This is a genomic window from Cupriavidus sp. 01L46 (assembly GCF_056399905.1).
The window spans coordinates 1-19394 of record NZ_JBFTSF010000009.1 but is presented as its reverse complement, the minus strand read 5'-3'; the positions used below and the strand labels follow the sequence as shown (position 1 = coordinate 19394).

The following is a 19394-nucleotide window of genomic DNA, read 5'->3' as shown; positions in this document are numbered from 1 at the left end:
CCATGGTTGCCCGGGTCCCTCCCTAGCCCTCCCTGTAGTGCGGGAGCGACGACGCGCAGAAAGCGCCCAGCTATGAACGTCCAAACTTGGGTAACAAACTCCAGAAAGGTAACAATAKGGAAAATCTATGACGCTCGTGAAGCAAGCTGAATTCGCGCTCATGTGCGACGTCTCGCGCAAGACGGTTACGAAGTGGAAAGCCGAGGGAAGGCTTGTGCTGCAAGGGAACTTGGTTGATGTCGACGCAACCGAAGAGCGCATGCGCCGCCTTCGCCGCGGTGGCTCGCCCGTGCAAAAAGCGCCGACGAAAGTCGTTACCCAAACTGTTACCCAAGCGGCCAAGGTAACAAAACAGGGTAACAAATCCGTTACCCAAACAGCGCAAGGTAACAACGCGGCCGGCGAGGGTCACAGTTCCGACGCCCAGGTGACTCTGCCCACCGACGAGATCCTGAGGCGACTGAGAGCACTGGATTGGACTCAACGGTTCGACTGGTCTCCTGTGGCAATGAACGAAAGGGCGCGCCTGGCCGCGACATGCATCGGATGGGAAGCTGTCACGTCCCCCCTGCGGGACGATGGCCATTGGGGGCAATTTCAGTTGCGGATCCCAGATCTGATACGCAGCGCGGGGGAACTCAGGTCCGATGGCGTTGCTGCTGGCTTTGGCTTCGAACTTGATCCTTGGGACGTGATCAAGGCTTGCCGGGACGAACTGGAACCGCTGGACGCGGACGAAGGAGCGACGGTGCGACTAGACCTGTTGCACCTCTTGGCGCACCCATTCTCCGACCACGACAAGCAGCGCAATACATGACAGCCAGCCCCAGCGGGCGGTGGGCAGAAACACCCGCATCTTGCCGACGAAATGTAAGCGGGGCCTCTCCTGGCTCAGGCCGGGCCAACCCGCGACGGGCGGCAATCAATCTTCAGTATGACCTGGCGAACTCCGACGCGATGAGCGTTTCCATCGGTCGGGGACAGACTTAGGGTTTAATGTGTGCAGGAGCAGATAACCCTGCGCTCTGCCGAACCCAACCATAACCTGCCCAGATAGATCCCATGACGATAGGAATGCTAGAAGCCCACATGAACGCTGTCGAGAATTCGCTCCTGCAGACAGCGCAAATTCCAGCAAATGCGGGCCACACTTTGCATCGCGGCACGCCACGCGAGAATCTGATTGTCAATTTCCTGACATCCCACCTGAGTGCAAATGTCGCCATCGGATCTGGAGAAGTAATCGATCATCGGTCGAAGCCTCGGGATCCGCGAAATCAATTTGATATTGTCATTTACCGGAACAACTACCCCAAATTGGATTTTGGTGGCGTTAATGKGTTTCTCGTTGAGTCGGTGGTCGCCACTATCGAGGTCAAGTCAGTCCTCGATCAATCGGCCGTCGATCAGGCGGCAACAGCGGCCTCAAGGTTGAAGCAACTCGAGCCACAATATAGCAGGAGCGCGGAATTTGGTTGGATCCCGCCAAAGCCATTGTCCTTCGTCGTTGCATATTCAGGTCCAGCGAACATGAAAACCGTCGTGGGCTGGGAAAGAAATGCAAGAGCCGCTCTAGAGTTACCCGCGGATACATGGACGCCGGAGCAGCGACTCAAGACGGCAGGGCATTGTCTCGACGGTATCGCTGTCTTGGGATCTGGGGCGCACTTCCTATGCAATACACCCTCTTACGGCAGCCATATCGACCCGCGTGCGCGGACGTTTATGTGGGAGGGCGAGAGGGGATCGCTGCTATTCTTTTTTCTTGCATTGCAGCAAGCGTGCATGGGCTTGGAGAAGGCCGACCTGAATACCCGCCCATACCTTGCAGGGCACTCATTTAACGGAACGTTTTTTGACTAGCCCGTAAATCAAACATAGTCCACGAGACTCCCTCGAGCCCAAGCTCTGTTTGATTGCCGATCACGAGTTCTGTATGCACCGCGCAGGCGGATCTGCCCCGATGGGCGCGCTCCATGCTTAGCTGAGACCTACCGGATCTAACCGAGGAGCCTGAGCGTGCAAGATTCAAATCCAGCGGGTCGACCGATGAATGAAGGCGAACTTATCGATCGCCTAGCTGAGGCCATAGCAAAGCGCGTGCAGCCGGCGGTGCCGTTCTCCGTGCAGGTGTGGAGCACAGAGACGATTGCCGCCTACCTGCAGCGGCCGCCCCAAGTGGTTCGCGAGCGAATTGTCTGTCTGCCCGGTTTCCCGGCGCCTATCCGGTTGCCGGTCGCCGCCGGTAGCAAGGCAACAGCACACCCCAGATGGAAGGCTAAGGAAGTGATCGCCCGGACGGAATCCCATCAGGGAGAGACCGTTGGCAGGCGTAAGCGCGTTTAGGTGAGAAGCTGGGCTGGTCGGCTCCTCGACGCCCCCGTGTTCTGGGACGGCATAGTGAGGATTCATCGGTTCCACGGTTGAATCCACAGTTGGGAGTCAACGATAGTTCCTGGTGACACCTGGCCGCTGTAACATGGCCAGCGGCGCTATCGCTTGGCGCCGCATCTGTCCGGATGTTGCCATCATGCCGCCGAAAGCTAAGTCACCAACCGCGCCAGCGTACCGAGCCCCGCCGCAAATTGGGGAGCTCCAGGGGAAAATCCGCGACCTCCAGAACGAGCTATTCGTTACTCGGCACAATCTGTTGTATCTGATGGACCCGCAAAATCTGCTAAGCGGGTATTTTCGCGTGGATGATTTCGACAAGCTGCACGAATGGAGACGCGAAAGGGCTGAGGCGGTAATCAAGGAAGCCTGGGTTCGCCCCGGAGCGGAGATGGGAGATCCACGCTGGCCTCGCGCGCTTTGTCCACTATGCAGGCAGGGCGCCCAAGGCACACGAGATCTCAAAGGCTACGCGGTTCCCGATGGCCTGCGCCGTCATCTACTTGGAGAGCTCAATTCCAGGCAATGCGTAGTGTTCGGGGCGGCCGAAGCAATCGCACGGGATAGCATTGCCGAACAGCGGGAGGGGCGGGGAATCGAGCGCGCCGGTTGCCGAGTTTCCCGATGACCGTCTTGGATGTTACGGGGACGGTCGAAATACGCGCCAGGAGATGCCTAGGATCCTGCCTCTGGCCGACCCCTGCCCCTCAATGCTATGCAACCGTGTCCAAGTGGACTGCACCCACCCCCCTCTTGGGGGTATGGCAGGGGAGAGCACATTGGTATGGTGCAATGCCGATCGCACATCCAAAGGAAAGCCCCTATGCGCAGCCTGAAGTATTTGATTGGCTCGATCGTTACTGCGATAGCATTGCTCGGCTGCACACCCAGCAACGATACGATCGCGAAACAGGTCAGGGAGCTGTTCCAGCAAAAACTCAGTGCTCAAGCCGAGCTCAAAGACTATGGGCTCACAGTCACACAACTGGACGTCATTCACGAAACTGGAAACAAGTACCAGGGAATGGCTAAGGTGATGATGAAAGGCGTATCCCACGACGTGCCAATGGCCATCGTCGCAGACGGAGACAAAGTAATGTATGAAGTCTCGCCTGCAGCACTGGCTTTCGTCGCTCAGGAGGCGATGAAGCAAGCCATGTCAGATGCCCAGGCCCAGATCGATCGAGCAATGGCGGTTGATACCGCGGCCCTGTCTGAGCCGAAGATGCCACTCGAAGTGAAAGATCTCACCGACAAGGTGGACGCGCTGAATGATCTCTGCCGCGGCAGCGCTGGAGACGACACTGTCGGGCAGAAGGCCTGCGACGAACGGGACAAGCTAGGAGCAGTGGCCAAAGAGAACGGGTGGTGCTGGGGCCACAAGGATGACGCCGGATACCAGAGAAAATGGGTTCCCTGCGCGCCAGGCGACGCCTAATCGCAAGTCAGGTATGGGTCCGCCCCGGAGGGTCGTACGTCTGGAGCTAGCCTGCCAATGTGCCTTTGTTCGCAGAAGCAGAATAGCCCCGGGGTAATCACCGAGCACAACCCCTGCCAAACCTCCGTGTAGAATGTTAATGATCTCCATCAACATTTTGGGACAGAACGCTCCATGCGTTACCCTCGCCCGCCGATCACCGAGGCTGTCATTGACCTCCAAGTGGAATTCGGCTCAATGCCGCCTCAGGCAGCGTTTGAGTCCTTTGCCGATAGGGTCAGGGCGGAGCTTCCCTCCACTTTGCCCATCCACTTCTTGGAAATGGGCGCCGAGAAGGAAGCGGATAATGAGTCACATTTTAAGTTTCGAACGGGGCAGACTGTGGTGGGAATTCGTGCTTCCTCACCAACTAACGACCGCGTTCTTCAGATTCAACAGAAGGGCTTCACTTACAGCAGACTGGCTCCATATACTTGTTGGGAAGTGTTCAGTCGGGAAGCGATGGCCTTGTGGGTCGAGTTTGTGGCTGCGCTTCGGCCTCAGAGCGTCACTCGCATTGCGGTTCGATACATTAATCGCATCGTGATTCCGACGGGCAAGATTGAGTTTGCGGATTATTTCAAGGTATATCCCACGATACCGCCAGGCGTACCCCAAGGCGTCACGGGATGCTTCATGCAGTTGGTAATGCCGCAAGAAGATATTGGCGATAGAACGGCTGCGATTCTGAACTTCGCTGCGGAGCCGAATCCTTCACCTAGCGGCCTTTCCTTCCTGCTGGATTTTGATGTCTTCAGAGAGGTTCGGTTGATTCCTGACGCGGGCCCAATCTTAGATATTCTCGGCCGGCTTCGTGCGAGGAAAAACGAACTATTCGAAGCCTGCATTACTGACACTACTAGGGGGCTTTTTCAATGAGCAGCGTTGCGGTCCTGAACCCCGATTTGGGGTCTTTCGTTCGCCGAGGAAGCGGTAGCTCGCAACCAGCCGCATCTGCCATGGCGCAACTGCGCATCGTATGGGATCAGACGAAACACGACCCCAGCGTCTTGGCGTTACACCCGACCAAGCGACGTCTTGATGCATTGAGGCAGTTGGATGCAGACTGGGATGGTTTTGGCAGCGAGAAGCCACAAGCCGACGCAATAAATCGCACTCTTAGCACTCTTCCTGCCCTCTTCACGGACGCAGAAATGCTCGGAGGGTGGGAGCTCCCACACGTCGCGGCCAATGAGAATGGCGAAATAACGCTCGAATGGTGGGAGGGTACCAGGAAGCTCACTCTCTTTGTTAGGGCAGACAGGATCGAATACCTGCGAACCTGGKGCGAAAACATTGAGAATGAAATGGATGACGGCACTCTCGAAGATGGGGACTTCGCCGACCTCTGGGCATGGCTTCGCAATTGAGCGCAGGCGATGACGGCAGACGTTGTAGGTGATGATGAGCTCCTATACCGCAGAGTCCCAAACGATCCCTCTTTTTTCAAGATGGAGGCCGGCAACTTGCGGCTGAGTTCGTCAGCGTTCAACGATAAGGGCCAGAAGCCATCCGTTGACCGTGCGGCTCTGATAGAGAATAACCCTGAGCGCGCCAAGACTAAGCCAAGTCAAGGCGTAGTTGGCCTCGTTACGGTTGAAGTGCGAAGCATTGCGGACGTAATAAAGACCGATGCACGAGGGCAAGTGATAGGCCAACATCAGGTGGACGTACTACCCGACCCGATTCAGGGGAACGCGGCCCACGCTTTGGTTGTTGTTTCGCCCGACTTTGAATCCAAGAGGCCCTTTGATCGCCTTCGAGATAGCTTGGCACGAAAGGCAGAGAGGGGCGGATGGCTAGTCGCGCCCTCGCAAGACCCTTGATTTTGGCCACGGCTCATCGAAAACCCACCCATGCAGTCATGCAGTCATGCGGCCCAAAGGCTGATGTGACGATCTAACAACTAGGTGGCGCGGGCGGATTGGCTGCAATCTMCAATGCAAGCCTTTCCCTAGCATTGAGCACCTGGGCGCCCGAGGGCACGCCTAGTGCAAATTGCAGGCTGTGGATAAGTCTGGGTATCTTAACTTTTAAGTACACAGGTAAGTACACAAACCGCCACAACCCGCATCAATCCCCATTTCCATCAAGCACTTGCAGCATCTCGTTAGCCTCTGTATTGAAGTAACTTGAGTTCCAGAACGGAAGCAAGAAAAATCCAATCAACCGTGAACTGGGCCACGAACGGATGCAGATTACGGCGGTCTACCAGGGCCGCCTGTTTTTCAGACAGKGTTACTTAGGGACGCACCTGGATAGTCAACTGGTCGAGCGCTCTGGCAGTCTGCCGAGTGGGAGTAGAGGCCCTCTCAAATTGGCATTCTATTGCTCCTGCCCTCGGGCTTCCCACATGCCCACGAATCAAGCTTTGCAGTAGGTACGATTTCCCATGCTTGGATAAACTGCCCACTCAACCTGCTCATGACCTCGATAATATTACATCTATCCATTCCTTTGCCCACATCCCCACGATATAAAAAGAAAGGCCTATTATGATAGCGGGAAGATATCCAGCTATCATTCCCACGCAAACCTCAAATATGAAACAAATCAGGGATCCAATGACTTTTTTCAGTTTTTCCAAGGGACTTCCCCAAATAGCCAACAAGACTAAATAATATTCTCGCCGACCAAACAATAAATGTGAATCGCACTCATTGGCATTGGGAATTTTCTGCTTTTTTGCATGGAATCGTCTGTATCGATCTGACGAAATAGGTAGCGTGGGAATCAATGGTGGAACGATGCCGAAGGCGAACTGGAACCATCTCAATGCGCTCCTGGGAAGCCGTGGGCCGCGCCGACCTGGTGCTGCATCTGGTGGACGCGGCCGACTACGTGGAAACAAGTAAGCCGGCTTCGGGCCGGCTTCAGCCCTGCTTCACCGGCATGCAGATCCGCGTCTGCAACTGCGCGGGCGGCATGGTGCGCGGATCGTTCACGTACTGCTCGAACATGGGAAAGTCCGCCGGCACGACCCCGCTGGTCGGCAGCCATTCCGAGAACATCCAGTTGTAGGCCTTGCCCATCTCGTTGTAGGGGCCTGTGTAAGTCAGTATCGCGCAGCGGCCCGCCGGGATTTCGAATCGCTCCAGCTCGTCGCCCAGGTCGGCATCCGGCGCAACCGGCATGCCGGCCAGCGAGCGCAATTGCTCTGCCGGCACCTGTTCGGGATCACTGAAGTACACGCCAAAACCGATGGCGTCCGGGCTGGCAAGGCCCCGGCTGGCCGCCAGCATGAAGACGCGGGTGAACACCGGGCCGATTTCCTGATAGCTGCCATGATGGGGCAGCGCGGCCAGAACGGTGCCGGGAAAGGTTTCGATCTTGATGGGATACATGCCTAGCTCCTGAGGGTTGAAGGGACCGGAGCGGGCTGCGCGATACCGCCCCGGCGGTATGCCGAAGGCCGCGCCAAATGCCCGGTTGAACGCCGCGTCTGACTCGTAGCCGGCCCGCAGCGCCACATCACGCAATGAAACTTCGGTACCCGCCAGCGCGATTGCCGCACGGTGCATGCGCAGGCGTTGTACCGTGGCGTTCACCGTTTCTCCGATCATGGCGCGATAGACGCGATGAAAGTGATACGGCGACAGGCAGGCCAGGTCGGCCAGTTGGTACAACTCCGGGTCGGCGTCGGGGTGGCTTGCCAGCCACCGCAGGACGGGCTCCATGCGTTGGGCGTACTGGATTCGGGTCTCGGGTTTCATGTGGTCTCCATGGCGTGCAATCTACCGGCGGCCGGTTTGCAGATTTTGCGGTTTTTTTGTGGCTTGGCTAGCGCGAAGTGCGGATAAGCGCATGCGGGTCGGTTGTGGGTCGATTACGGCAAGCCGCAGCGCACAGACTGGTCCGCCCTCGCCACAACGATTCCGCACACCCTCCTATACTGAAATCCCACCCCCATCTCGCCCGCCGCTGGTCAACGCGGCTGCCAGCGCGCGAGCCAATAGCAGAAGTGCCGCGCGGCAAGCCAACCAGGCAAAGCAAGCACAGGAAGCAGGGGCCTGAATCCCGCACGGGCATCGACGCCAGGCGTGTAGCATGCGGCGCGGATGTACGCAGGGGTTCACACGAGAAGTCGCACGGGCTCCTGTCCATGCAAGACCGGCAAGGAGATCATCATGACCAACGCGCAAGGACAAATCGTCGGCACCCTGAACCACCTGATCGAGGTCGGCAAGGACGGCGAGCTCAGCTGCACGACCGGCGCCCGCGAGGTGCATAACCCCGAGATACGCGCGATTCTCGCGGGCACGGCGGAATCGTGCCGCGCCTCGGTGATGGAGTTGCAGGCACTGGTGACATCGCTGGGCGCGGAACCCCGGGATCGCGGCAGCATGGGCGGCACGCTGCATCGCGGCTGGATGGAAGTGTTGCACGTGATCGCGCCGCACAACGACGATGCGGTGCTGCAACTCTGCGAGCGCGATGAGGAAACGGCGAAACGCGAGTACCAGTCGGCGCTGATGAAGGACATGCCGCCCGAGATCCGCGCGGTGGTGCAGCGCCAGTACGAGGGCATCCAGTGGCATCACGATCGCATCCACGCCATGCGCGGGATGCAGATTCATTGAGGCTGCGATRCGCTGATCGTCGGCAATCCCCTGCGATAAGTAGCAAAGACCGGCTGCCTGCCTGACGCCTGACGAACTACCAGACGAACGGGACCAGCCGGTATCGCACCCGGGCCGCATAGGCCGCGTAACCCTTGAGGCCGCGCTGCAGCTCGCGGTCTTCCATTGCCGTGCGAAACACGATGGCGCCGATGAGCACCAGCGATGCGGCCACGCCGTACCAGGAGCCGAGCATCAGCGCATTGGCCGGCAGGAACACCAGCATGGTGGCATAGAGCGGGTGGCGAACCACGGCGTAGGGGCCGCTCGACACCACCCGGTGCCCGCGCTCGGCCTGGATCCTGACCACGGCCGCAAGGAAGGTGTTTTCGTGAAACACGCGGTCGATCACGAGATATGACAGCACCAGCAGCACTGCGCCCAGGCACTGGAGCCACAGCGGCATCGCGGACCAGTGAAAGCGCCCCGCATCCAGGCCCATCAGCACCATCCATGCGATCCACGCCACGAGCACGATCGGCAGCAGGATCTTGTCCCAGAACGGCTGGCCGCGTTGCAGCGGCACCTTCATGCGCTCGGCGAGCAGCGCCGGATCGTGCCGCGCCAGGCGTTGCGTGAGCCAATAGCCGCCGCCAAAAAACACAATGAGATAAGCCCAGGCGGCGGGCCAGGCCAGCGTGCCCGCCGCGCCAAACAGCAAGGCCGCAAAGAGCAGGCCCTCCGCCGCCAGCATCATGCCGACCTTGAATCCCATGGCGCCTGCCTCCTTGCCGCCGAACCGGTAGCCGCGCGTTTGTCGTTTGTCATGTCTCCACGTTAGCACGCACTTGGTATGCCGGCGCACAGAGCGTGCCGGCGGGGCAAGCTAGATTCATCCCGCATGCCCACCGGTTGCGCGCGCCGCGCGCGGCCCGCCGCGCCGCAGCGCGTTGTGGCGCGGCGGCAAGCTAGGGAGGCATGGCAGAGTACCGCGCCCCCCGATACCTTGAGGGGTAGGAAAAAAATGAGCCGTCGCGTTCTAGAGCTGACCGGGCTTCGCAGCGTCGCGGTCATGCTGGTGGTCATCAGCCATGCGGAGCACATGGCCAAGGGGGGGTACACGGGATTGCTTGCGCCATTGCGATATCTCGCGAATGGCGGCGTCGGCGTGTTCATCTCGTTCGTGCTGAGCGGCTTCCTGATTACGGAGCTGCTGCAGGCTGAGTGGCGCGCCTGCGGCTCCATCAGGCTGATGCGTTTCTATGGCCGCCGCGCGCTGCGCATCTGGCCGGCTTTCTACGTCTACCTGATCGCGCTGGGCCTGTTCGGCATCGTCGGGCTGATCGATGTGGATGCGCGGCAGCTCCTGTTTGCGGCCGCGCACCTCTGGAATTACTCCGAGATGCTCGGGCTGGGCAACGTCAACATGGCGCATCCCACCGGCGCGTGGCTGCTCGGCCATTTCTGGACGCTGGCGCTGGACGAGCAGTTTTACTGGCTGTGGCCGCCAGCGCTGTTGCTGCTGCTGCGCGGCAAGGACCCGCGCTGGCTGATGCTGGTGATCTTGCTGATGCCGCTGGTGAGGGTGCTCTGTTATTTCACGACGCCTTCGTTGCGCGGGCAATTGGGGTTGATGCTGCACACGGGCGTGGACCCGGTGCTGATGGGTTGCTACATCGCCCTGGACCGCGAGCGGCTGACGGCGCAACTGAACGCACGCTTCGCCGGCGCGTTCGCGCTGCCGGCGCTGATCCTGGTACTGCTGCTTGGCCTGCCGGTCATCGGCACCGTGGCCGGCGGTATCTGGACGGCGACCTATGGCCCGGTGGCGCTGGCAGCGGCGGTGGGCCTGCTGATCCTCGCCGTGGTGGAGCGGCCCGAGTTGTGGATATCGCGCCTGCTCCGGAGCAAGGCCTTTGTGTTCGTGGGCACGATCTCGTTCAGCTTGTACGTCTGGCAGCAGCTGTTTACCAGCACGGCGTCGCCGCTGGCGCTGCGCTTCCCCTTTTGCATCCTGGAGGCACTGGCAGCCGCTGCGCTGAGCTACGTGCTGGTCGAAGCGCCTTTCCTGCGGCTCAGGAGCTGGCTTGGCAAGCGAGGGCGGGCAGCAGCCCTGGCGGCGGGGAGCGAGGAGGGCGGCGCGCCTGCGCCCGGCGTCGAGGCCGAACCGCTCCAGGACTTGCCGCAGCAGGCCTTGTAAGCGGGCGTTGCTGCTGGCCTGGGGGTTGGCCTGGGTTGGCCTGTGTTGGCTGCCACACCAACGCGGGCCAGGCCGCGCGGTACCTTTTGACATTGCACCACGGCAGCCCGGAAGGCCCGCCCGCGCCGGGCGTGGCCATCCCAGGCAGGGAGTGAACATGAACCGTGACGGTACACACGTTTCCGCGCTCGACGGTGTGCGGGGCCTGGCGGTCCTGATCGTCATGCTCTATCACTTTGCCCACGTGGGCCTGGTGTCGGACCTGCCGCTCGACCGCCTGTTCTACCGGTTGTCGATGACGGGGTGGATTGGCGTGGATATCTTCTTTGCGCTGTCGGGATTCCTGATCACGGGCATCCTGCTGCGCACCAAGGGCGCGCCCAACTACCTGCGCGCGTTTTACGGGCGCCGCGTGCTGCGCATCTTTCCGCTGTACTACTTCTACCTGGCCGTGCTGTTTCTGCTGCTGTTCCCGCTGATCTCGCACCGGATTGGCGACAACGAGCAGGCCAAGCTGGGGGCGGTGCAGGCCAGCTGGCCGTGGTTCGCGCTGTATCTGTCCAACCTCAAGCAGGCGCTGACCGGCACGTTCTTCGGCGCGGGCGCGGGGCATTTGTGGTCGCTTGCCATCGAGGAGCAGTTCTACGCGGTGTGGCCCTTGCTGGTGTTGTTGCTGCCGTTGGCCGCCATGCGCCGGCTCTGCCTGGTGCTGCTGGCGGGAACGCTGGCGGTGCGCGTCGGCATGGTCTTGCAAGGCTTCAGCGCGGACGCCATTTCGGTGTTCACGCCGGCCCGGCTGGATGGCCTGGTGGCGGGCGCGTTGCTGGCGATGGCGGTCCGGCGCGGATTGCGCTTCAAGCCCTGGCTGGTGAAGGCGGCGCCGTTGGCGCTGCTGGTGCTGGCGGGCGGGCTCGCGGCCATGGGTTCCCGGCTGGAATCCAGCCCGGTGATCTACACCGTGGGTTTCTCGGTGGTTGCCATGGTGGCGGTGGGCCTGATCTACGCGGCCTGCGCCACGGACCGGCACGCCGTGTTCAGCAACCGGTGCCTGGTGTTCCTGGGCAAGTACAGCTACGCGCTGTACGTGTTCCACCCGATCATCCGCGTGGTGGCGGTCAAGGCGTTCGGCGAGCCGCGCCTGCTGTTCGGCAGCCAGATCCCGTGGCAGCTGGGCTTTTCGGCGGCGTGCCTGTGCGCCTCCATCGCGGCGGCCTTGCTGAGCTGGCACCTGATCGAAAAGCGCTTCCTGGGGCTCAAGGACATGCTGTTCCCCAACCGGGTTCCCACACCAGCGCCGCCCCCGCCATCCGCTGCCTTGCCAGCGCGGGACACATTTGGCACCGAGCCCGCCAGGCGCGGACGGCCCATCATCTAGGCGTGCTGATCCGCGGCGGGCGGCGGCCTGGCAATGCCGGGCCGCTTGCCCACCGATGAATCGCATGCGGGCACGGCCAACCGCTACAATGGGCCGTTTCAGCGAACGAGCCCCTGCCATGACCGATCATCCCCGCTTTACCCTCAATCGCTCGCTCGTCGTATTGGTGCCGCAGCAGCCTTTCTTCGAATGGATCATGGCCGTGGATATCGACCCGGTAGCCACGCTGACCCTTGAGCATGTGCGCGAGGACCAGAGTGTGTTCCTGGTGCCGGACGATGTCTCGACCATGGCGGAAGCGCTGCAGTGGGTGGAACAGCGCTGGCGCGCCCTGTTCGAATTCATGCTGGGGGRGTGGTTCGACGAAAGCCTGTGGCCGCAAACGCTGACGCTGCAGCAGTTCCGTGACTGGTTCACCGTGCAGCACCACTCGATGGTGTTCGACATGGCGCCGGACACCCCGGTCGAGCATGAAGACTGGGAAGACGAGGACGAAGACGACGACGAAACCGGGCTGCGGAACCTTCACTGATCGCGGCTTGCCGGTTGGGGCTTGATGCGGCGCAGCTCCGGCAGCCCCGTAGCAAGCCAGCCTTACGTCACACCGCCGCCATGAAGTCCATGCGCATGCCCGCCCGGATCCCCACACGGCACCCCGCCCAGGCTGTGGACAAGTCTGTGGAGAAGACCGAACAACCCTGTGGGCAAAGCTGTGGGCAACTTTTTTGGCAAGCCCCGCCCGAGCGCCCGGCCTGGCACCGCCAGGCCTTGCCACAGGCGGGCTGGCAGCCGAGCCGAGCGTGCCGGCACGCAGCGCGCGCGCTCGATGCGCGCGGCCGGTGCCTGCCGGCGCAATGGCCCATTTCTATTGCAGGAAAACCCGGATGTTGAACCGTACCCAGCAAATCCTTATCGGCGTTGTCGCCCTTGCCGTCCTTGGCATGTTGTGGCTCACCGGCAACCATGAAGCGCAGCAGGAAGAGCCGGCCCCCGAGCCGGTCACGGCAGCGTCCGCGGCGGTGCCGGAGCCCAACGCCGGCGCGCGCGGGGTGCCCAAGAACGGCACGCTGGACCCGATCAGCATCGACCCGAACCGCTCCACCGACATCCTGCCGCAATACCAGGCGGACACCCTGGTCGACGATTACCAGGAGAACGCGGGCGCGGCCAACGACCGCTACCTGGGCAAGTATTTCATCGTGGAGGGCGTGGCCAGCGGTGTGCGGCGCGAGGGAAACGACACGGTCTTCCTGGATATCCGCTCCAATAGCCCGACCCTGGTGGTGCGCGCCAAGCTCCTGCCGATCCAGATCTGCGGCCCCGCCGGGCGCACGTGCGAGGTGGAAGCGCGCGGCACCATGGTCCGGCGCGGACAGAAGGTGGCCGTGGAATGCACCGGCGCGGGCCAGGTGGAAGGCTCGCCTGTCCTTGAGGATTGCCTTGTGCGTGGCGGCGCCAACTGAGCGCGAGCACTGACTTACCCGGATTTACCCAGATTTACCCAGATCAATATCCAGCATGCAAACCCTGCTTTCCGTACTCGCCCTGACCATCCTGATCGTCACCGTGGTGGGCCTGGTCTCGCCACCGTTCATTAGCAACGCCTTCCTGAAGGGCCGCCCGGTGGGGCGCCTGCAGATCCTGCTGGTGGGGGTGTTCCTTGCCGCGATCTGCCTGATGGTGGTGGGCACGATGGCCAGCGGGGGGGCGGCAAAGGCTTGAGGCCGCCGGTCGGGCCAAGGCTGCGTGCCAATCGCCACACCGGCGGCCTGTAGGACACATCCCACAACAGGATCGGTGCGCTATCGATAGTGGCGCGTTCCGGCGTTGCATATCGTTCCATCACGATACGAATAAACGTCAACGACGGGACATGGCCCGAAGCTCCCCTGGAGCGAAAGCCACGCTGAATATCATGATGGAAGATCTCTCCCGGGGCACGTTGCCTGCCCCGCAAGCCCAGGCTCTCGCCAACATCCTCGCCATCACGCGCCGCGAGTGGCAGGTGGCCGGGCTCGGTCACCTCGCCGTGGATCGTGGCCGCCCGCGCGGCTGCCGCGACCAGCTCACGCAGCGCGCCGCCCGCGCCTTCGAGGCGCAGGTGATGGCGCTACGCTGCCGCCAGGCCGTTGTGCTCTGAGGCTAACCTCGGGCGAGCAGCAGAACCGGCGCTGGACCGGCACAGGAGCGGCACAGGACCGGTTTACCCGCTCTGTTCCAACGATTGCCGCCGCCGCAATGGCCTAAAGTTGGCGGGCGCGCTTGCCGACAACCCGGTTCGGCACTCTTGCACCAGCGATTCCAGGAACATCATGAAAAAAGCATTGCTAGCCGCCAGCCTAGGCTTGCTGGTCACCGGCTGCGCCACGTACCAGGCCGTCGTCCCGGTCGACCGCGGCGACCGTATCGCCTCCATGCAGCCTGCCGACGGCACGCTGTTTTGCGTGATCGCCAACCCGGGCAGCGGCGGCAATGCCTATGCGGAATTCATCCGCGACTCGGTGCAGCAGCGCGGCTTTGAGTTCAAGATGCTGTCGCCCGGCTCGTCGGTGGCGTCGTGCCCCTATACCGCCACGGTCTACATGCAACGCCAGACCTACTGGCGCGATTTCCTGAGTACGGCGGAGATCATCGTCTATATCAATGGTGAGCGCGCCGGCAAGGCGAACTACGACGCCCTGCGCAGCGCCGGCGGCATCAACCTGAGCAACCTGGTCCCGCCCGAGATGAAGATCGACGAGCTGTTCGAGCAATTGCTGCCCGGCATGCGGCCAAAGCCGTCCACGGCCGGCACGCCAGGTGCGCCGGCCGCGCCGCAATCGCCAGCTACACCGGCCTGAACAACGCCGCCGGCTTGACGACGGCGTACCCATTACAGCGATAAGTGCTGCACCAGTCTCTTTCTAGGTGCGCAAACGCGCCCTTCGATCAGCCGGTCAGCCTACCAGTTGCCCCAGCCGCACCACGGTCACGCCCGGGCGCAGTTGCCGCAGCGACGGCATCACCAGCACGCAATCCGGATACGGCGTGACCACCGGCTCGCCGTCGCGCCAGCCGATCACGGTGCCGGCTTCGGCGAAGGTTTCCAGCCCGGTGTATGGGCCGGCAAAGCGGAAATCCATGCTGCTGGCGACCACGGGCTCGGTCACGCGTACCACCCGCTGCGGCGCCACGGGCAGGAGCCAGCCTGCAGGCACGTCGCCCGCGTCGATCACGCCGGCATGGAGCAGGAAGCGCGCGGTGCTGTCCTGGGCCACGCCCACGGCGGCGGTTTCCCAGTGCTGGCCGCATTCGATCAGCAGCGCGTTCCTGGCGCTGGCGGGATCGCCAAAGCCTTCGTAGTCGCGCATGCGCCGTCCTTCCGGATGGCCTTCGTCCACGATCACATTGGCGGGCGCGCGCACGGCGCGCGACAGGGCGATGCCCTTGTCGAGCGGGCCGGACACGATCAGCGGCAGGCTCTTCTCGTGCATGGAGTGCAGGTCGAGCAGCAGGTCCACGGTATCGATGACCGGGCGCATGGCGCGCGCGCGGCGCAGCTCGGACGAGTCACGGGTGGTGTCGTCCAGCACGGCCGCCGTCCATACGCGGTTGAAATCCTGGTCGACATAGCGCGACGCATCCGGGCGGGCGGCATCGAAGCTGTGGTACGCGTCGACGTTGGCAAAGGCCAGCGTCAGGCGGCCGCGGCGCGGGCGCAGGCCCAGGTCCAGCAGCGCCTTGACGGTGATGGCGCCGCACACCTCGTTGCCGTGGGTGAGCGCGTTGACCATCACGTGCGGGCCGGGCACGCCGCTGTCGAAGGTGTGGACGTAGGGCACGCCGGCGTTGCCGGCGGCGTAGGCGGAGATATCGGGGAATGCGACTTCAACCGGGTAAGCGTCGAAGCTGGGGGCAGTGATCGTCATGTTTTCAGGTCAGCAAGATTGCCAGTGATAGCGACTGAACAGGGAAAGTAGCGAAGGAAGCTAGGGAAGCGAGGGGAGGCGGGCGGCAACCGCCGGCACCGCCACTTGCGACAAGCAAATGGTACGCCTGCCGCCGTCCCCTTATTCGTGAATGCCAGCAGTCTGGACGATGCTCTTGTACTTCACCGTCTCGCGCTTGATAAAGCTGGCAAACTGGCCCGGGCCGCCCGGCGCCACTTCCACGCCGGCCTCGGCCAGCTTCTTCTTCACGTCAGGCATGGCCAGCACAGCCTGCATCTCGGTGTTCAGGCGATCGACCACGGCGCGCGGCGTATTGGCCGGCGCCATCAGGCCAAACCACACACCCATGTCCACGCCCTTGAGCGCGCTGCTTTCCGCCAGCGCGGGCACGTTGGGCGCCACTTGGGCGCGGTGCCCTTCGGTCACGCCGTAGGCCTTGACCCGGCCAGCCTGGATATGCGGCAGCGCCGACGACAGCACCATCACGGCGAGGTCGATCTGGCCGCCGAGCAGGTCGGTGGACATGGCGGACGCACCCTTATAGGGCACATGGGTGATGTTGACCTTGCCTTGCTGCTTGATCAGCTCGCCGGCCAGGTTCAGCGGCGTGCCCACGCCGGATGACGCATAGGCCAGCTTGCCCGGCTGCGCCTTGGCCAGCGCGATCAGCTCGTCGGCGTTCTTGGCCGGCAGCGCCGACTTGCCCACCAGCACCATCGGCTGGGTGCCGACGAAGGTGATCGGCGCCAGGTCGCGCTCGCCGTCGTAGCGCACGGCGGGGTTGGTCAGGCGCGCGATCGAGACCTCGCTGCCCGAGCCCATCAGCAGCGTGTAGCCGTCGGCGTCGGCCTTGACCACCTTGGACGCGCCGATGGTGCCGCCCGCGCCGCCCAGGTTCTCGATCACCACGCTCTGGCCCAGGCGCTTGCCCAGTTCCGGCGCGATGGTGCGCGCCACCAGGTCGACGCTGCCGCCCGCGGTATAGCCCACCACCAGGGAAATCGGCTTGGTCGGCCAGCCCGAGGCGCTGGCGCCGCCGGCAAGCAGGCAGAAGGATGCGGCAGCAGCCGCACGCAGCAGTTTGTTCATGGCAGGTCTCTCCGTTTTTAGATTTGCGCCGTATGCAGACAGGCAAGGTATGCAGGCATGCGGCGATCTTAGAGAGCGTGCGGCCGCAGCAACGTGCGGCTTTGGCAATGGCGCTTGCCGTTTTGGCAAGGGTGGGGGATCGGGGACCGGGATCAGGCCGCTGCCCGCACCAAGGCGGGCCCGGCGCGTGGCGCCGAACAGCTAGCCCGCCACCGCCGCATGCCAGAAGGCCTCGCCCAGCGCCCGCATGGGTGCGCGCGGGCGATACAGCAGGATCTGCATCACGAGGTCCGTTTCGCCGCCCACCTCCAGCCCGGCGCGCACCAGGCGACCGGCGTGCAGGTCATCGGCGATCAGCCGCGCGGGCAGCCACGCCAGGCCCATGCGCTGGCGCACCATTTCATGCACGGATTCGGCGAAGTCGCTGACCGCGATCACGTCGAGCCGGCTGGCCAGCCCGCGCCGGGCGATCTCGCCGTTGACCATGCGGCCCAGGGTCAGCGTCGGCGCGTAGGCAATCATCGGCACCGGGGCGCGCTGCCCGCGTGCGAGCAACTTGTACTGTGGGCCGCCGCCATCCGCCGCCGCGCTCACGCAAACGAGGCGTTCCTCCCCCACGAAGTGGTACTGGTAGCGCGCGCTGTCCAGCGTCACCGGCTGCTCCGGCGAGTTGTAGCAAAGCAGGAAATCCGCGTCGCCTTCGGTGAAGATCGCCAGCGCGTCGTGCGTGGGAAAGGTGGAAAGCCGCGTGCGAAAGCCCGCAGCCGCCTTGTCGTTGCGCAGCGCATGGCGCAGGCCGGCCAGCCACGCCGGCACCATCGAGCGCGCCAGCGTCTTGCCGGTGACGATCACCACGGTGCTGGCATCGGCCCGATGCGCCGCGCGCAGCGACATGCGCGTATCGTCCAGCGTGCGCAGCGCGCTCTGCGCGGCCTCCAGGAACTGCCGCCCCTCATCGGTGAGGCGCACCGGGAACACGCTGCGATCGATCAGCGGCGCGCCCGCCCAGACTTCCAGCGCCTGCATGCGGCGCCCGAACGCGGGCGGCGTGACATTGCGCAGCTCCGCCGCGCGCGCCAGGCTGCCGGCCTGGGCCAGGCACACAAAATCCTCCAGCCAGCGGATATGCATAAGGACTCGCGCCAGGGCGCGCGCAGAAGTTGAATGGGGACGATCCGGGCAAATGCCGCCGTCGCGAAGAGCGGCGCTGCGAATATTGTAGCTGTAGCGGTGCGTGCCCCGGCGCGCAGCGCCCGGCATACGACACACGGCAGCCGCACGACTCGGGTAGAATTTTTGCCATGGCCTTCTTCAAGCGCAGCGCTGCGCCCACCTCCTCCTCGTCATCCGCGTCCGCCGCCCACGATGCCGCCGGCGCCGGCAACGGCACGCCGCCGGAATACACCATCGACGAACTCGCGCGGGCGGCCGGCACCACGGTGCGCAACGTGCGCTCCTACCAGGACCGCGGCCTGATCGATCCGCCCGAGCGGCGCGGCCGGGTGGGCATCTACACCCAGACGCACCTGGGCCTGCTACGGCTGATCAACCACCTGCTGGCGCGCGGCTACACGCTGAACAATATCCAGGAACTGCTCAAGGCCATCGTGCAAGGGCATGACCTGCGCTCCATCCTCGGGCTGGAATCCGCCATCGGCAGCCCGTGGACCGACGAAGTGCCGCGCCACTATTCCTACCTGGCGCTGGYCAAGCTGTTCGGCCGCGCGATATCGCGCCCGKCGCTGGCCAAGGCCATCGCGCTCGGCCTGCTGGAGGCGGACGGCATGGGCTACCTCGCGCGCAGCCCGCGCACGCTGGCCGCCGGCGCCGAGATCGCGCGCGCGGGATTTCCGCTGGAAGATGTGCTGTCCATCGTCGAGCACGCACGCGGGCACTTTGAAGCCGTATCGGACCGGATCGTGGCCATGGTGGTGCGCGAACTGGACCGCTTCGGCGAAGGCAAGCTGCCACCGCCGCAGGACGTGCCGCGGCTGGTGGATATCCTCTGGCGCATCCGCCCGCTGGCCATGGTGGCGGTGGAAGCGGAGATGATGCGGGCCATGGAACGGTCGGCCAATAAATACCTCGGCGACCGCGTGGCGGCCATCATCGAGCACTTGCACGACGCGCCGGAAGACGGCGGCGCGGGCAACCCGCCCAAGGCTGGGCCGCGCAAGGCCAGGCGCTGATACAGGTACGGGCCCACGCTCTAGCGCTCTAGCCCGCTAGCTGATATGACTCCCCCGTGTCAATCGAGATTGGTTTGATTCAGTTTCACAGTTGCATGTTGTTCCCCAATTTCCTGGAGKGCGACGTAGCAGTAAGTCTCGACGGTGGATCACGCTGATATCCGCGGGTTGGTTACCGCATTACA

19 protein-coding genes are annotated in these 19394 nt (G+C 63.1%); 14 read left to right on the top strand and 5 right to left on the bottom strand.

The genetic code is table 11. The features are described from left to right. Nucleotides 1-127 precede the first annotated feature (127 nt). The 5 genes from AC1DS3_RS03090 to AC1DS3_RS03070 all read left to right on the top strand — a co-directional run bounded on the left by AC1DS3_RS03090 (nt 128) and on the right by AC1DS3_RS03070 (nt 5238). Nucleotides 128-817 (top strand): hypothetical protein, encoded by a 690-nt coding sequence (locus AC1DS3_RS03090; protein WP_477126666.1) that lies wholly within the window; start codon nt 128-130, stop codon nt 815-817. A gap of 272 nt (nt 818-1089) precedes the next feature. Then, nucleotides 1090-1863, top strand: a complete 774-nt coding sequence (locus tag AC1DS3_RS03085; protein WP_477126665.1) for a DUF6602 domain-containing protein — start codon at nt 1090-1092, stop codon at nt 1861-1863. Between the two features lie 1351 nt (nt 1864-3214). Continuing rightward, complete coding sequence (locus tag AC1DS3_RS03080) at nt 3215-3829, top strand: hypothetical protein (RefSeq protein ID WP_477126664.1); 615 nt, start codon at nt 3215-3217, stop codon at nt 3827-3829. A 174-nt stretch (nt 3830-4003) separates the two neighbouring features. Continuing rightward, on the top strand, nt 4004-4747 hold the full coding sequence (locus tag AC1DS3_RS03075; protein WP_477126663.1) for a TIGR04255 family protein: 744 nt from the start codon (nt 4004-4006) through the stop codon (nt 4745-4747). A gap of 80 nt (nt 4748-4827) precedes the next feature. Beyond that, the gene (locus AC1DS3_RS03070) at nt 4828-5238 is read left to right on the top strand and encodes a hypothetical protein (RefSeq protein ID WP_477126662.1); all 411 of its coding nucleotides are present in this window, start codon (nt 4828-4830) and stop codon (nt 5236-5238) included. Between the two features lie 1503 nt (nt 5239-6741). On the opposite strand, the gene AC1DS3_RS03065 is transcribed toward AC1DS3_RS03070, so the two are convergent. After that, nucleotides 6742-7581, bottom strand: coding sequence for an AraC family transcriptional regulator (locus tag AC1DS3_RS03065; RefSeq protein WP_441639339.1), 840 nt, complete (start codon nt 7579-7581; stop codon nt 6742-6744). Between the two features lie 414 nt (nt 7582-7995). Here AC1DS3_RS03065 and AC1DS3_RS03060 point away from each other — a divergent pair, with 414 nt between their 5' ends. Beyond that, nucleotides 7996-8448 (top strand): PA2169 family four-helix-bundle protein, encoded by a 453-nt coding sequence (locus AC1DS3_RS03060; protein ID WP_441639341.1) that lies wholly within the window; start codon nt 7996-7998, stop codon nt 8446-8448. Between the two features lie 76 nt (nt 8449-8524). Here the strand turns inward: AC1DS3_RS03060 and AC1DS3_RS03055 are convergent, their stop codons facing one another. After that, nucleotides 8525-9202, bottom strand: coding sequence for a methyltransferase family protein (locus AC1DS3_RS03055; protein WP_441639343.1), 678 nt, complete (start codon nt 9200-9202; stop codon nt 8525-8527). Between the two features lie 249 nt (nt 9203-9451). Here AC1DS3_RS03055 and AC1DS3_RS03050 point away from each other — a divergent pair, with 249 nt between their 5' ends. The 7 genes from AC1DS3_RS03050 to AC1DS3_RS03020 all read left to right on the top strand — a co-directional run bounded on the left by AC1DS3_RS03050 (nt 9452) and on the right by AC1DS3_RS03020 (nt 14842). Then, nucleotides 9452-10627, top strand: coding sequence for an acyltransferase family protein (locus AC1DS3_RS03050; protein ID WP_441639345.1), 1176 nt, complete (start codon nt 9452-9454; stop codon nt 10625-10627). 157 nt (nt 10628-10784) lie between these two features. After that, nucleotides 10785-12002, top strand: a complete 1218-nt coding sequence (locus AC1DS3_RS03045) for an acyltransferase family protein (RefSeq protein WP_441639347.1) — start codon at nt 10785-10787, stop codon at nt 12000-12002. Nucleotides 12003-12120: 118 nt separating this feature from the next. Continuing rightward, on the top strand, nt 12121-12534 hold the full coding sequence (locus tag AC1DS3_RS03040) for a hypothetical protein (protein ID WP_477126661.1): 414 nt from the start codon (nt 12121-12123) through the stop codon (nt 12532-12534). A gap of 352 nt (nt 12535-12886) precedes the next feature. Beyond that, nucleotides 12887-13465: an OB-fold putative lipoprotein gene (locus AC1DS3_RS03035; protein WP_441639351.1), complete on the top strand. Its 579-nt coding sequence runs from the start codon at nt 12887-12889 to the stop codon at nt 13463-13465. 55 nt (nt 13466-13520) lie between these two features. Further along, nucleotides 13521-13724: a hypothetical protein gene (locus AC1DS3_RS03030; RefSeq protein ID WP_174424410.1), complete on the top strand. Its 204-nt coding sequence runs from the start codon at nt 13521-13523 to the stop codon at nt 13722-13724. A 193-nt stretch (nt 13725-13917) separates the two neighbouring features. Further along, nucleotides 13918-14142, top strand: a complete 225-nt coding sequence (locus AC1DS3_RS03025; protein ID WP_441639353.1) for a hypothetical protein — start codon at nt 13918-13920, stop codon at nt 14140-14142. 172 nt (nt 14143-14314) lie between these two features. After that, on the top strand, nt 14315-14842 hold the full coding sequence (locus AC1DS3_RS03020; protein ID WP_183035742.1) for an Sbal_3080 family lipoprotein: 528 nt from the start codon (nt 14315-14317) through the stop codon (nt 14840-14842). A gap of 96 nt (nt 14843-14938) precedes the next feature. On the opposite strand, the gene AC1DS3_RS03015 is transcribed toward AC1DS3_RS03020, so the two are convergent. The 3 genes from AC1DS3_RS03015 to AC1DS3_RS03005 all read right to left on the bottom strand — a co-directional run bounded on the left by AC1DS3_RS03015 (nt 14939) and on the right by AC1DS3_RS03005 (nt 18151). Then, nucleotides 14939-15910, bottom strand: a complete 972-nt coding sequence (locus tag AC1DS3_RS03015; protein ID WP_441639355.1) for a M14 family metallopeptidase — start codon at nt 15908-15910, stop codon at nt 14939-14941. A gap of 141 nt (nt 15911-16051) precedes the next feature. Further along, complete coding sequence (locus AC1DS3_RS03010; RefSeq protein WP_441639357.1) at nt 16052-17020, bottom strand: Bug family tripartite tricarboxylate transporter substrate binding protein; 969 nt, start codon at nt 17018-17020, stop codon at nt 16052-16054. A gap of 201 nt (nt 17021-17221) precedes the next feature. Then, nucleotides 17222-18151: a LysR family transcriptional regulator gene (locus AC1DS3_RS03005; protein WP_441639359.1), complete on the bottom strand. Its 930-nt coding sequence runs from the start codon at nt 18149-18151 to the stop codon at nt 17222-17224. A 170-nt stretch (nt 18152-18321) separates the two neighbouring features. Between AC1DS3_RS03005 and AC1DS3_RS03000 the strand changes: the two genes are divergently transcribed. Then, nucleotides 18322-19209 (top strand): MerR family transcriptional regulator, encoded by an 888-nt coding sequence (locus tag AC1DS3_RS03000; protein WP_477126660.1) that lies wholly within the window; start codon nt 18322-18324, stop codon nt 19207-19209. The last annotated feature ends 185 nt before the right edge of the window (nt 19210-19394 follow it).

Excerpts from the sequence above, each read along its gene's own strand:
- AC1DS3_RS03090 (WP_477126666.1), top strand. The coding sequence starts at position 128 with ATGACGCTCGTGAAGCAAGCTGAATTCGCGCTCATGTGCGACGTCTCG.
- AC1DS3_RS03080 (WP_477126664.1), top strand. The coding sequence starts at position 3,215 with ATGCGCAGCCTGAAGTATTTGATTGGCTCGATCGTTACTGCGATAGCA.
- AC1DS3_RS03075 (WP_477126663.1), top strand. The coding sequence starts at position 4,004 with ATGCGTTACCCTCGCCCGCCGATCACCGAGGCTGTCATTGACCTCCAA.
- AC1DS3_RS03065 (WP_441639339.1), bottom strand. The coding sequence starts at position 7,581 with ATGAAACCCGAGACCCGAATCCAGTACGCCCAACGCATGGAGCCCGTC.
- AC1DS3_RS03060 (WP_441639341.1), top strand. The coding sequence starts at position 7,996 with ATGACCAACGCGCAAGGACAAATCGTCGGCACCCTGAACCACCTGATC.
- AC1DS3_RS03055 (WP_441639343.1), bottom strand. The coding sequence starts at position 9,202 with ATGGGATTCAAGGTCGGCATGATGCTGGCGGCGGAGGGCCTGCTCTTT.
- AC1DS3_RS03050 (WP_441639345.1), top strand. The coding sequence starts at position 9,452 with ATGAGCCGTCGCGTTCTAGAGCTGACCGGGCTTCGCAGCGTCGCGGTC.
- AC1DS3_RS03045 (WP_441639347.1), top strand. The coding sequence starts at position 10,785 with ATGAACCGTGACGGTACACACGTTTCCGCGCTCGACGGTGTGCGGGGC.
- AC1DS3_RS03035 (WP_441639351.1), top strand. The coding sequence starts at position 12,887 with ATGTTGAACCGTACCCAGCAAATCCTTATCGGCGTTGTCGCCCTTGCC.
- AC1DS3_RS03030 (WP_174424410.1), top strand. The coding sequence starts at position 13,521 with ATGCAAACCCTGCTTTCCGTACTCGCCCTGACCATCCTGATCGTCACC.
- AC1DS3_RS03025 (WP_441639353.1), top strand. The coding sequence starts at position 13,918 with ATGATGGAAGATCTCTCCCGGGGCACGTTGCCTGCCCCGCAAGCCCAG.
- AC1DS3_RS03020 (WP_183035742.1), top strand. The coding sequence starts at position 14,315 with ATGAAAAAAGCATTGCTAGCCGCCAGCCTAGGCTTGCTGGTCACCGGC.
- AC1DS3_RS03015 (WP_441639355.1), bottom strand. The coding sequence starts at position 15,910 with ATGACGATCACTGCCCCCAGCTTCGACGCTTACCCGGTTGAAGTCGCA.
- AC1DS3_RS03010 (WP_441639357.1), bottom strand. The coding sequence starts at position 17,020 with ATGAACAAACTGCTGCGTGCGGCTGCTGCCGCATCCTTCTGCCTGCTT.
- AC1DS3_RS03005 (WP_441639359.1), bottom strand. The coding sequence starts at position 18,151 with ATGCATATCCGCTGGCTGGAGGATTTTGTGTGCCTGGCCCAGGCCGGC.